Here is a 12492-nt window from a genome sequence, read left to right on the forward strand (position 1 = left end):
CTCTGCGTGATCAGTTCAGCAGACTGTCTATCGACGAGTGATCCGTTCAACGGCAGATCACTGGCGGCGATGCTCGGGGAGATCGAGCACTGATCACGCAGAATAACGGAGAACGCAGAGGCGCAGAGGTCACTGACCGGGAGGTCGCTACACGTTGGCCAGCTTGAGGTATTTGGCTCTTCGAGGTGTCGTGTGGGTGAATCTCGGCCGACACGACGCGGATAGGAGCCGCGCGAAACGCGGCATGTCAGCGACAAGGTTCGGTGAGGCAACGCAGCCGGCCGTTGGGGCGAGAGTCACCGACACGACACCCCGAAGAGCTGAAAAACGTCAAGGCTACTGCGGCACGTTCACGGAGCCGCCGGTCAGCGCCAACCAGCACGTAAGCACCACATCGGTGGGGAGCGCGATCGATTCGCGCAGCATGTACTCGATTGCCACCGCTCGATTGGCCGAGATGGGACTTGTGCGCGTGGGCGACGGTAGCGGACGGAGACCGTGCAACCGCGCGAGCACGTCGAGTCGAAGCATGTGAAACGGGTCGCTCACCAGTAGTACACTGGGGCGACTCGAAATCGTGTCGCGCACCGCGGCCGGAAGCGAGTCGCGCCACGCCTTGAGCAGCTGAGCCGCGCCTTCCATCGACGCCAGTGACGTGCGCCCTGCCGGCTCCAATAGAATCGCCTGCGTCGGCACGCCGCGACGCACCAGGTACCGTCGCCCCGCCGCCGCTTCGCTGATCAGATCGCCTGGGCGACGACCGCCGGTCAGCACGACGCGAGCTGCCCGATCGCTCTTCCACAGCGCCAGCGCATGATCGAGACGGGCGCGAAGCACCGGTGACGGGCGTCCACCATACTGCGCGGCGCCCAAGACCACGATAGCATCGGCACGTCCCTCGGCCGCCCGTCGCGACCAGCCGAATATGACTGCTACGCAAAGCACCCACCCCGTCAGCACCGCGCCGCCGAGCTGAAAAATGCGTGAAGGTCGATATCGCCGACGGGCTACGCGTTCCATCCTGCCAAACTACTGCATGCGCACCCTCGGCGACGGCACAACGGTCTGGGGCCTCCGGTGTGACTACAACGTCACGACCGTGCCGGGCGCCGGAACATCCACCGTGAAGTGATCGGCTCGAAGCTGCATGGCGAAGGCGGTCTGCGCGGGCTGTTCACCATGCACCAGATACACGTGTGGCTGATTCCGGCCTTCGGCCTCGCCGCCATCGCGCACGGCTTTCAGCCAAGCGTGGAGTTCGGTACGGTCTGCATGCGCGCTGTATCCGTTCAACACTTCCACCTGCGCCGCGAGTTCGACCTCCTCGCCGAAAACCTTGATCACCCGTCGTTGCTCCAGAATGCGACGGCCCAGCGTGTGTTCCGCCATGAAGCCCACGATCAGAATCGTGTTGCGCGCGTCGCTGGCCCCGTTGCGCAGATGGTGCAGGATACGCCCCGATTCCACCATCCCCGACGCCGCGATGATGACCATCGGACCGTGCATGTCGTTCAGCGCCTTCGATTCATTGACATCGCGCGTGAACTTCACGAGTGGGAAGTCGAAAAGATCGTTCGTGTGACGAATCAGGTCTTCGCTGTGGTCGAACACTTCCGGGTGCATCGCGAACACCGACGTCGCCGCCGTCGCCAGCGGCGAGTCGATGAAGATCGGCACCGACGGAATCTTGCCGGCACGATGCAGCGCGTGCAGGTCGAACACCAGCTCCTGTGTACGTCTCACCGCGAAAGCGGGAATCAGCACCCGACCGCCACGAGCGGCCGTTTCGCGCACCACGCGGCCCAGTTCCTCACGCGCGCCCTCCACCGATTCATGATCGCGATTGCCGTAGGTACTCTCACACAGAATCACGTGGGCACCACCGGTGGGTGGCTCGGGATCGCGGATGATCGGCAAATCGTGGCGACCGACATCGCCGGAGAACACCACGCGGCGGAATTCGTCGCCCTCGCGCAGCTCCAGCACGACCGACGCGCTGCCCAGAATATGTCCGGCTTCCGTGAACATCGCGCGCACACCGTCGGTCACCTCGAACCACTTGTGGTACGGCATGCCGATCATCTGCTCGAGCGTGCGTGTGGCATCCTCCACGCGATAGAGGGGTTCGTCATACGGCCGGTCATGCCGCTGGAGAAAGTCGGCGTCCTTTTCCTGAATATGCGCCGAGTCGGCGAGCATGAGGGCGCAGAGATCGCGCGTGGCGCTGGTCGCCCAGATACTTCCCTTGTAGCCCTGCGCCACCAAGTACGGCAGGCGCCCCGCGTGGTCGATGTGGGCGTGCGAGAGCACCACGGCATCGATTTCGCTCACCGGCACTGGGAGCTTCGCGTTCTTCGCACGGCTTTCGCTGCGCTTACCCTGAAACAGCCCGCAATCGAGCAGTATCGTGCGCTGGCCAACACGGAGGATATGGCAGGAGCCGGTGACTTCCTGGGCGGCGCCGGAGAACTCGATCTGCATGCGCTCGTATTCCTCAGTTTAGAACGTCACCCGCTCCTAGTCGGTATTCCCCGGAGATGGCTTGACCGGCGGCACTTATCCCACCTCGTCAGCATCATCGAGCCGGCAGATCGGCGATCGAGCGTTCCCATGGCCGCTTCCCGCAGCGTGTTCAGTAACCCGGTAAGACATGAGCTCACACAACTTCATGATCTGCCGGTCAGCCAGAACATAATGCACGAACAGCCCGCACTTGCGGCGCTTCACAAACCCGTGCGCGTATAAGACCTGAAGGTGCTTGGACACGTTCGCCTGACCGAGTCCGGTACCCGTTACGAGCTGGTTCACGGTCTGCTCACCATCTTGAAGCGACCTGAGCAATGATAGGCGAGCGGGTTCTGAAAGCGCCTTGAAGCGCTCCGCGACCAATGGTACGACACCATCTGTCAAAGTGAATCGACCCATCTCGACCTCGCATAGTCCGGCATTCCCCCGTCGATTCAACGAAGGAGGTCGCGCGACAGGCGTGACACTCAAGCTTATGCGGAGAATCGTCGGATGAAAAGGGACAAGATTAGGCCGGCTTTTGTCTTGGTCTCAATCAATGAGACTTCAGTTCCTCCCGGCGCGGGGAAGAACTGCGCACCTACCATTCGCGGTACATCGGCCATTCGCTGATGGACCCGATGTGCGCGCGGCTCACAAGATCCTTCAAATAGTGGAGTAGTGCCGCGCTGATAACTTTGATGCGTATGTGCATGCCCTCTCCGGCCGAGATGGGTGATATAGAAAAGCTCTGAGCTCTCAGCTCTCAGCTCTCAACTCCAAGCTCTGCATTTCCGCCGGCTGCCGCAGGTCACGGCGCGCCAGCAACTTCTGCAGCGACTGGCGATGCAGACCGAGCGCTCGCGCAGTGCGGGCGATATTTCCGCCGTTGCGCGCCAGCGCCGCTCCCAGGAATGCGCGGTCGAACTCCCGCAGGGCGCGCTCGCGCGCTTCCACGAACGGCAAGTCGGCCGACTGCTCCATGATCGACATCGCACGCATCGGACGCTGCGCCGTGAGACTAGCTGGTAAGTCGCACGGGCAGATTTCCACGCCGTCTGCCATCACCAACGCGCCCTCGATCACGTTGCGCAGTTCGCGCACATTGCCCGGCCAGTCGTAGTTCAGCAGAATCTCGCTCGCGTCGTCGCTGATCCGGCGCGCCGGCAAGCCATGGCGCTCGGCGAACACGTGCAGAAAGTGACTGGAGAGCAACGGCACATCGAACTTGCGGTCGCGCAGTGGTGGCAGGGTCAGGGATATCACCTTCAGGCGGTACAGCAGATCTTCACGGAATCGTCCATCGGCCACCATCGCGTCGAGCGGGCGGTTCGTGGCCGCGATCACGCGCACGTCCACGCGCGTGGTCTTCGTGCCACCGACCCGCATCACTTCACCGCTCTCGAGTGCGCGCAAGACTTTCGCTTGCGCCAACGGGCCAAGGTCGCCGATCTCGTCCAGGAAGAGCGTGCCACCGTGCGCCGCTTCGAACAGACCGCCGCGATCCTTCACGGCGCCCGTGAATGCGCCTCGCGTATGTCCGAAAAGTTCACTCTCCACCAACTCCGATGGCAACGCCGAGCAGTTGAGCGCAATGAACGGTTTGTGACGCCGCGCACTTTCGTCATGCAGCGCACGCGCGACCAGCTCTTTGCCAGTGCCGCTCTCGCCGCCCACCAAAACCGTCACGTCCGTGCGACCCACTCGCGCGATCATCCGGAACACGTCCCGCATGACCGGCGTGGTACCGTACATGCCGCGGAATTCATTTACCTCGGCGTCCGCCGGTGTCGTCTCTACGCGCAGCATCGTCATCGCGTTGGCGCGATGCAGGAAGTCGATCACGTCGTCGCGCTGGACCGGCGTGTTTATGTAATCGGCTGCACCGCGCTCAAAGGCCTTGATCGCGGCGTTGGTGGCGCCGGGTGCTGTCGCCATCGCGGTCAGCAACGTGGGGTGCACGTCGTGCAGTTCATCGAGCAGACGGAAACCGTCGTCGCCCGGAAGCTGCTGATCAGCGATCACGACGTTGATCTCGGCCCGAGTAATAATCTCACAGACACCCGCCGCCTGAGCGGCGTGCAAGAGCTCGCGTCCGTCAGCCTCCACGATGACGCGCAGGGCGTCCACAAGCGACATACGCTCACTCACGACCAGAATGCGCATCGGGGTAGTCGGCTGGGTGGAACTCCCTCGAGCTGCAATGCGGAGATGGCGCGCGCGCGCAGCTGGAGAGCGCGGCGCAGCCAAGGCGCTGCGGGCCTGCGTTGAAGGATCGACGTTGTACAGCGCGACGTTGCTCATCTGCGGATTCTCCATTGAGCCACTTCCCGAAGGTATGCGGTCCAGAGTGGGCGTATCGAGCACAGCGATAAAACGCCGCGCTCACGTGTTGCGCATCACATATCTGGAAAACACAAAGGCGCGATGCCTGCTCTCAATGAGAGCGAGACTTCGCGCCTTCAACTCCGGGATCGGTATCCCGTCGCCAAGGTTGGATCGATCGAGCGATCCATATGTCGTCCTGAAGTGCTGCTGCCCGAGAGATGGCCGCGGCGGACAAACCGCCACTGCGTCAGGTCCCGTGATTAGAGTATCATGCGTACCAGCCAATCACGCAAGAGCCAACTGTCACAGAATGTGTCACAGGTCGCCCTCGACTGTGAAGAACTCGCGCAATCTCCACATCGGAGCTGGCAAAGCGTGTCATACCAGTTTGACCAGAAGTTCCAGTCGATGACGTAAGTCGCCAAGCGTCTTGGACTTGAAGGCTCCCTTGGTCTCCTCGAGTATAGCGATCGTCTCCTCCACAGCCGCCTGGAGCTGTGCGCCACGCGGACAGTTCATGAGCTGACAGGGGTGCGGTTGCAGCGTGTGTTGTCCTGCCAGGGCGCGTCCCAGCTGTTCGAGATCGGTCAGTGATCCCATCACATTCCGCAGCGTCAGCGCCAGAAACGTATCGACACCCTGCCCTTCGGTGGCCGGCGCCACTGGCTGCGCCTCCACCTGCGAGCGGTACTCGCGCAGCCGTGCCTCCGCGCTCTGCATCGCCTGATACGAGCGAAAGCGCGCGACCGCACTCGTGACGCGTTTCAATAGCTCCGGGAAGTGCACCGGCTTCACCAGGTACGCGGCGACCGGGAGTTCGATGGACGCGACAGCCGACCGAACCGACGGAAATCCCGTGATAATGATGATCGGCAGTCCCCCGCTCAGGTGCGCGACCTGCTGCACCAGATCCAGATCCGCGTTCCCGGGCATCTCGAGGTCGGTAATCACCAGGTCGTACGTCGCCGCCGAAATCGCGGCCAGCGCCGAAGCTGCGTCGTCTACCGTATCAACCGTAAACCCTTCTTGTCGCAGCAACTCGGCCGTCGAGTTGAGAAACGTGGGCTCGTCATCGGCAATCAAAATTCGTCCGCGACTCATCGCAGCACTCCGGTATCCAAAGGGGTCATCGGCAGTCGGACTTCGAATTCAGTCCCGCCTTGTGGCCGATCATGTACGAAAATGGTGCCGCCCACGGCTTGAACGGACTGCCTGACCAGCGAGAGACCGATACCCATACCGCCCGTCTTCACGGTGCGATCCTTGGTGCTGAAAAACGGGTCGAAGATACGTTCCCTGAGCGCATCGGGAACACCAGGCCCCTCGTCAGTCACACGTAACACGCACTCGTCCTGCTCCACCATGGCCGTCACCGTGATCGTGCCGGTCGCCGGTGACGCGTCGAACGCGTTCTGTACGAGATTGTACATCGTTTGTCGAAGGAGCGCATCGGGTACCGGCACAAGCGATGGCGCACGCGAAAGATCGGTGATGATTTTCACCTGACGGACGCGATTCACCTGTTCGAGAAAACTCACGGCATCGGTCACCGCCAAAATTACCGACGATTGGGCGATCATCGACTGGTCGGGACGGTACGTCTCGTAAAGCTGCCGCGTGACCGCCGCGATACGCGCAATCTCCCGCTCGATCGCGCCCACGAACCGATAGTGCGGATGATCCGTCGGAATCGCTCCGCGAATCAGCAGAAACGCGTTCTGGATGCCGGCGAGCGGATTGTTGATCTCATGCGCCACCCGCGCCGCGAGCTGTCCCATGATGGTCAGCGCACCGATCTCACGCAGGGATTCCTCGGCCCGTTTACGCACGGTGAGATCGCGCCCTTCCACCAGAACCTGCACCACCCGATCCTCGTGGTCCAGAATCGGCTTGAGCGAAAAGTCGATCGTGACCAACCGATCACCCGGGTGGCCGATCTCGACTTCGAATCGATTCGTATCGCCGGTACGTGCCTTCACGAAGCGATCCTGCACACGCTCGCCAGTGACCGTGTCGTCAGCCCACCATGGTGCCAGCCAGAAGCGCATACCCGACAACGCGGCGGCCGTGGTCCCCGCCAGCTCACCGGCCGCACGATTTGCTTCCAGAATACTACCGTCGTAGTCGAGTAACAGCTGCACTTGATTCGCCGTATCGAACATCGCCCGGAACCGCCGCTCGCTTTCCTCGCGCGACGCGTCCGCCAGTGCGCGCTCCGTCACGTCGGCGGAAATGCCCAACAGACGGGCAGCACTCCCATCAGCGATGCGCTCCACGACACGGCCGCGATCGACGAGCGCATGCCATGAACCATTTCCCGCACGCAGCCGATATTCGCACTCGAACGCCTCGGTGCGACCGTGCACGTGCGCGTCGAGCGCGTGCGCATACCCACCACCGTCATCGGGATGAATGAGCGCCGACCAGGAGGTGAATCCACCTTCGAGCACCAACGGATCGATCCCGAGGTACCGCAACAACGCGGGACTGCGATGCATGGTACCGCGGAGGACATCGAGTTCCCACACACCATCCGTGGCCCGCTCGATGGCCCGCTGCATACGCAGCTTCCCTTCATTGCTGGCCTGCACCAACATCTCGCGTTGTTGCCACATGGTGACCGACAGCAGCACCGCCACCCCCAAGCCAAGGAGCAACACGATTTCGGGCAGTGTGGAACGCGACGGACCGGTGGCCTGTGATACCGACACGGTGAGCTGACGTGCACCGAGCTGCAGGGGCGCGGTGTACTCGGGCAGTTCCAACGCCACGCGGCCAGTGATGATCGAGTCTCCGCGCGACACTGCGACCACGAATCCACCACGCGCATCGCTCGTGAACGCGCCGATCAACTCCGCCTCGTCCACGAAGCCGACCAATACCGTGTGGCCGTGCAATGCCACAGACACCGGCGAAACGATCGGATACACCAGCGCACTCCCCCACGGAGCATCGCGCAGCGCGATGACATGTCGCACGGTCGCCGGCAGCGATGTAGTCGGAGGTACCGACGCCAGATCCGCGTGATACCGGCGCGACACGAAGTCAACGAGCTCACGGAGCACGGTCGGCGAAAGTGCCCCCGTAGGCGCGGTGCGCAACACGGTGCCGGTGGAATCGAGCCAGACCATGCTGACCAGTCCGTCCGTCTCATCGATGAGCCGCGGGAACGTGGTGGTCCAAGTCTCGTCACCGACACGACCAGCGCCCGAAAGAAACAACGCCGACCGGCCGAGCGCGCGATCGACCGCGAGAAACTGCCGCTGCACTGCCCGACCCAGCGCGGCGGCGGCAAGAGCAGCCTGGGCGCGGGATTGCGACTGTTCGCGCGCCACCAACGCCTGCCAGAGTACCAGCACCAGCAGCATCGTACTCGCACCGGCCAGTACCGGGGCCCATCGAGGAGGCGCCTTGGTGCGCGCTTCGTCCGTCATGGTGCGTTGCAGTAGTGCCGTACCAGCAGCAGCAACGCCAGCAGACTATGCAAGGGCGCACGGGCGGCCGCGGCGGCAGCACTGGATCCCAGCACCCCGGCGAGTTGCGCCAACAGCAGTACACCACTGCTGGCCACCAGCAGCGCCGACAACGCACCGGTCACGGTGCGACGACGCTCTGATTGTGACCTCGACGTCAGCAGGTACAGCGCCGTGCTGTACAACAGAAACAATAGCGACACCGACGTCGAGACGGCGCGCAATGGTGACGCGTCACCAACCCGTGTGCGGGCGAGCGCATCCAGCGGCAACGGTGCATGCCGCCAAGCCACCACCAACGCAATCAACGCAGCGAATCCGCACAGCACAGCCAAGGGACGCCCCAGTGGACGTCGTCCAGCCAGTTTCGCGAGCAGACCAACGGCGCCAGTGAGAATCATCACGGTGCCACCGAGTCGCGCAGGCGCAAACGTCTCGAACGGTTGCCCAAGCCACGGGATGCCGAAGAGCCAGCCCAACAGGCTCGGCACGGTCAGCACGATCGCGGCCACGGCAAGCCCGCGCGTAAATCGCGAATCTGACGTGTGCAGACTGTGTTCCCAACGTTCGGCTTGCATTATACGCGGATTCTCGATGGGCTCGGTGCCCTTCGCTAGATGCAGCCAAACGGCTGCACACGCAGCGATACGTGCGTTTTAGGTTTCGCCGAGTTGAAGCCAACGTCGCACCGTCGGTGCCACGAACGTCTGCAGTCGGGTGAGCATCGACGAAGCATCCTCGCTCACCACCAACCACTCGCGCGGATTTCCACGGAGAAATCCCTCGGTCTCGACATGATCGAGCAGCGCCACCAGTGGAGTCCAATAGCCCAAGACATCCAGGAGCCCGATCGGCTTCCGGTGCACACCAAGCTGCGCCCACGTCCACGTCTCAAAAAACTCCTCGAGTGTACCCAGGCCACCCGGCAACGTGATGAAGGCGTCAGCGAGTTCGGCAATCATCGCTTTGCGCTCATGCATCGATCCCACCACCCGCAGGGAAGTGAGACCATGATGCGCGACCTCGCGCTGCACCAGACCGTGCGGAATCACACCGATCACTTCGCCGCCCGCCGCCAATGCCGCATCGGCCAGCGCACCCATCAACCCGACCCGACCGCCGCCATACACCACGGTGAGTCCGCGCTGGGCCATCAACGTGCCGAGTGCCCGCGCGCACTCCAGATATTCCGGGCGCGCTCCGTCGTTGGAGGCGCAGTAGACCGCCACCCGCTGCATCGGTGCTGAGACCGGGGCGGATGCGAACACAGAATCGGAGTCGCTGGATGCAGGGCCCATGTGCACAAGCTAACGCCCAAGCGTGCCCATGCGAGCGGTCGCGCCCCACAACGTCACTGCCGCCAGTGAGGGCCCGAGGCAGGCGATCAGTACAACAGCCCAACCCAGTGCACTGTCGGTGTTGCTGCGGTTCCACCATGCGGCCTGCGCGATCGTGACCACCGCGTCGGCCGACACCGCGATCGCCAACGCCCGACTCAGACGCCACGCTGCACGGCGAGTCGCTGCACGTTGAGCCACCGTGCCGGCCGCACTTTCTTGCGCGCGCAGCGCGCGAAGGGCGACCAACAGCAGCACATCGAACATTACCCACGCGCCTTGCACTGCTCTCGACGGAAACCACGGAGATGTCGGCGCCAGCACCAGCAAGATGGTCCATGGAATAAGCATCCACTCGAGCACATGCACCAGCACCGCCGGTCCTCGCCGCAGCGTCCGCAATCCGAATCGCCACAACGACCCACCAGCAAACGCACGCAAGCTATCAAGCATCGCCCGCCCGCTTGATTGCCCGAGGGGATATGCGAGATAGATCGGCTCCCACTGTTGCGGGCGCAGTTTCCGTTTGAACGCCGCAAGTCCGCCGAAGTTGAACAGCGGGCGCAACCAGCTTCGTGTGGAACGCAGCCATCCGCTCACCGGTCCAGCGAGCGGCGCCAGCCCGAGTGTGACCCACGGCACGCCGTCGGCGGCCAGCTCCCGCATGGCGTGGTCGATCAGCAATTCCGCGGTGCCGTTCGGTGCGTCAGGATCGCGCAGCAAGTGCTCGAACAGCCACCCGTCACGCGTCGGCACCGGCACCATGGAGAGCAGCGCCACCGGCGTACCACCGCGCATTGCGACCATTGATTGCCGCCGTGCCAACCAGGCGAACGGATCGACTTCCACCAGAAATCCCATCCGGGCCATCGGCCGCGAGGCGAACCATCGGTCGATCAATGCCTCCAACGACGCGCGACGATCCGGCTCGAGCATCGCGGCGGCATCGAGTGTCTGCACTGTCACGCCCTTCGCCCGCGCGCGGCGCAACTGTTCGCGCAACGATCGGTGTTGAGACACATGCTCGTCCCACGACGGCGGATTCCACACCGGCTGCTCACCCACCATCACGCGCCGGAATCGCGGCGACGACGCAAGAATGCCCTCGGTTGCGAAGAAGCTCACGCGGCACCGCTGCGACGCCGCGAACTCCACAAAAGCGTCAGCCACCGCGATCGCGTCGTCGGGAGCCGCCACCGGCTCGCCGGCCGAGACCATCGCGCCCGGCGTCCGGCGGTACGCCACCAGTCCGCGATCGCCGTGCTCGTCGGCCAGGAACCAGTGCTCCAAACCCGCGCCGAGTGCGCGGAACGCCGTCGCCGTACGCCCGTAGCGCTGGATCAGCGCGAGCGCACGAGAATCGTCACGCGCAGGCGTGGAGGCGGAAGCGGAGGAAACGGGCACGGAGTCATTCGGATACTACCGGGAGGCTGCCGGGAACGGCTAGCTTCGAACCATGCTCCCTTCGCCGCGTACGTTCCCCACGCTCAGCATCGTGGACCACCCGTTGGTCCGGCACAAGATCACACTTCTGCGCGACCGCGCGACGCCCACCAAACAGTTCAAGGAGTTGGTGGACGAGATCGCCATGCTGATGGCGTACGAGGCCACGCGCGATCTGGCGTTGGAGCCGGTGCCGGTGGACACACCGCTCGAAACGACACAAGGGTGGTCGGTGCGCGGCAAGAAGCTCACACTCGTCCCGATTCTGCGCGCCGGTCTCGGGATGGTGGAAGGCATTCTGCGCCTGATGCCGTCGGCGCGCGTGGGCCACATTGGACTCTATCGCGATCACGATACGCTCGAGCCGGTAGACTACTACTTCAAGGTGCCGGGCGACGTGAGCGAGCGCGATTTCCTGCTGCTCGACCCGATGCTGGCCACCGGCGGCAGCGCCGCCGCCGCGGTTTCATCGTTAAAGCGCGCCGGCGCCACACGCATCCGTTTTCTCTGTCTCGTCGCCGCACCCGAAGGGGTGGAACGACTCGCGCGCGAACATCCCGACGTGCCGATCCTGACCGCCGCACTCGACCGCGAGCTCAACGAGCACGGCTACATTCTGCCCGGACTCGGTGATGCCGGCGACAGATTGTTTGGCACGCGATGAGGACCAAGTAAGGGGTACGGAGTCGGAAGTAAGGAGTACCCCATACTCCATACTCCATACTCCTCACCCCCTACTTCGCAGTCATCAAGAGAACCACTCCCGCGGCTCGGTCCTCTGCTGATCGGCTGCTTCGAGCACCCAGGACTGCGCCATGGGTTCGGTGACTTCGCCCGCCACCCGCTCGAACCATTGATGCGCCTGCGCGTCGTCACCGACACGCCGCCACAGTTCGCCGATGAGATACGTGATTACGGCCCGCTCTTCCATCGGCACACCGTCGAACGCCTCGAGTGCGTCCGCGAAGCGCCACGCGGCGTGTCGCCGGAAGTAGCGCGCAGCTTCCGTGTCACTCTCGTCCACGCAACACCACGCCGCCCGAAGATAAAGATCCGCGAGTGACCGCGGATCGCTCTCCTGCCACTCCGCCACCTTGGCGGCGTGTTCGTACTTGAGAGAGCCCGACGCAAGCTCCGAGGTGAGCGCCGGTGCCAGCTCGCTCCAGACCAACGCGCGAAGCTTGTCGTCAGGTGGTGCGTCTTCGTCGAAATCCCGCTGCACGCCGGCGTAGCCACAGTGTGTGCAGAGATGGACGAAGTACGGCAGCGGCTGCATGCCGGCCGCGCGCTCGTGGAAATCGGTGCGCTTACCACCAAAGGCGTTGGTGGCAACCACGGTCTGCGAGCGAAACAGCATTTCGCAGACGGGGCAAGTCAGTTCGATGAGATGTAGCGTAGTCATGGCA

At 63.5% G+C, this 12492-nt stretch carries 11 protein-coding genes; 1 reads left to right on the plus strand and 10 read right to left on the minus strand.

Annotated elements, in window-relative coordinates:
* Positions 1 to 336: 336 nt before the first annotated feature.
* The 9 genes from ACESNG_RS00495 to ACESNG_RS00535 all read right to left on the minus strand — a co-directional run bounded on the left by ACESNG_RS00495 (position 337) and on the right by ACESNG_RS00535 (position 11047).
* Positions 337 to 1020 (minus strand): YdcF family protein, encoded by a 684-nt coding sequence (locus ACESNG_RS00495; RefSeq protein WP_373058509.1) that lies wholly within the window; start codon positions 1018 to 1020, stop codon positions 337 to 339.
* Between the two features lie 63 nt (positions 1021 to 1083).
* The gene (locus ACESNG_RS00500; RefSeq protein ID WP_373067268.1) at positions 1084 to 2481 is read right to left on the minus strand and encodes an MBL fold metallo-hydrolase; all 1398 of its coding nucleotides are present in this window, start codon (positions 2479 to 2481) and stop codon (positions 1084 to 1086) included.
* Positions 2482 to 2556: 75 nt separating this feature from the next.
* On the minus strand, positions 2557 to 2925 hold the full coding sequence (locus tag ACESNG_RS00505; protein WP_373067270.1) for an ArsR/SmtB family transcription factor: 369 nt from the start codon (positions 2923 to 2925) through the stop codon (positions 2557 to 2559).
* Between the two features lie 339 nt (positions 2926 to 3264).
* Positions 3265 to 4809 (minus strand): sigma-54-dependent transcriptional regulator, encoded by a 1545-nt coding sequence (locus ACESNG_RS00510; RefSeq protein WP_373067273.1) that lies wholly within the window; start codon positions 4807 to 4809, stop codon positions 3265 to 3267.
* Between the two features lie 402 nt (positions 4810 to 5211).
* A complete protein-coding gene (locus tag ACESNG_RS00515; protein ID WP_373058517.1) occupies positions 5212 to 5934 on the minus strand; it encodes a response regulator in 723 nt (240 codons plus the stop codon).
* Positions 5931 to 8267 carry an ATP-binding protein gene (locus ACESNG_RS00520; protein ID WP_373058519.1) on the minus strand — a complete coding sequence of 779 codons (2337 nt, stop codon included), beginning with the start codon at positions 8265 to 8267 and terminating at the stop codon, positions 5931 to 5933. The genes ACESNG_RS00515 and ACESNG_RS00520 overlap by 4 nt, the downstream gene beginning before the upstream one ends.
* Positions 8264 to 8884: a hypothetical protein gene (locus ACESNG_RS00525; RefSeq protein WP_373058521.1), complete on the minus strand. Its 621-nt coding sequence runs from the start codon at positions 8882 to 8884 to the stop codon at positions 8264 to 8266. The genes ACESNG_RS00520 and ACESNG_RS00525 overlap by 4 nt, the downstream gene beginning before the upstream one ends.
* A gap of 78 nt (positions 8885 to 8962) precedes the next feature.
* Complete coding sequence (locus tag ACESNG_RS00530; RefSeq protein ID WP_373058545.1) at positions 8963 to 9544, minus strand: TIGR00730 family Rossman fold protein; 582 nt, start codon at positions 9542 to 9544, stop codon at positions 8963 to 8965.
* A gap of 69 nt (positions 9545 to 9613) precedes the next feature.
* Entirely contained in the window at positions 9614 to 11047 is a 1434-nt protein-coding gene (locus ACESNG_RS00535) for a phosphatidylglycerol lysyltransferase domain-containing protein (protein WP_373058523.1), read from the minus strand.
* 52 nt (positions 11048 to 11099) lie between these two features.
* On the opposite strand from ACESNG_RS00535, the gene upp reads away from it, so the two are divergent.
* Positions 11100 to 11750, plus strand: a complete 651-nt coding sequence (gene upp, locus ACESNG_RS00540) for a uracil phosphoribosyltransferase (RefSeq protein ID WP_373058525.1) — start codon at positions 11100 to 11102, stop codon at positions 11748 to 11750.
* Between the two features lie 84 nt (positions 11751 to 11834).
* On the opposite strand, the gene ACESNG_RS00545 is transcribed toward upp, so the two are convergent.
* Positions 11835 to 12492 (minus strand): DUF2225 domain-containing protein (locus ACESNG_RS00545; RefSeq protein WP_373067275.1); only part of this gene is annotated, 658 nt, incomplete at its 5' end.

It is taken from the genome of Gemmatimonas sp. (assembly GCF_041689975.1).
In the GTDB taxonomy this organism is placed as follows: Bacteria; Gemmatimonadota; Gemmatimonadetes; order Gemmatimonadales; family Gemmatimonadaceae; genus Gemmatimonas.

Excerpts from the sequence above, each read along its gene's own strand:
- ACESNG_RS00510 (WP_373067273.1), bottom strand. The coding sequence starts at position 4,809 with ATGAGCAACGTCGCGCTGTACAACGTCGATCCTTCAACGCAGGCCCGC.
- ACESNG_RS00500 (WP_373067268.1), bottom strand. The coding sequence starts at position 2,481 with ATGCAGATCGAGTTCTCCGGCGCCGCCCAGGAAGTCACCGGCTCCTGC.
- ACESNG_RS00525 (WP_373058521.1), bottom strand. The coding sequence starts at position 8,884 with ATGCAAGCCGAACGTTGGGAACACAGTCTGCACACGTCAGATTCGCGA.
- ACESNG_RS00520 (WP_373058519.1), bottom strand. The coding sequence starts at position 8,267 with ATGACGGACGAAGCGCGCACCAAGGCGCCTCCTCGATGGGCCCCGGTA.
- ACESNG_RS00505 (WP_373067270.1), bottom strand. The coding sequence starts at position 2,925 with ATGGGTCGATTCACTTTGACAGATGGTGTCGTACCATTGGTCGCGGAG.
- ACESNG_RS00515 (WP_373058517.1), bottom strand. The coding sequence starts at position 5,934 with ATGAGTCGCGGACGAATTTTGATTGCCGATGACGAGCCCACGTTTCTC.
- ACESNG_RS00530 (WP_373058545.1), bottom strand. The coding sequence starts at position 9,544 with ATGCAGCGGGTGGCGGTCTACTGCGCCTCCAACGACGGAGCGCGCCCG.
- ACESNG_RS00495 (WP_373058509.1), bottom strand. The coding sequence starts at position 1,020 with ATGGAACGCGTAGCCCGTCGGCGATATCGACCTTCACGCATTTTTCAG.
- upp (WP_373058525.1), top strand. The coding sequence starts at position 11,100 with ATGCTCCCTTCGCCGCGTACGTTCCCCACGCTCAGCATCGTGGACCAC.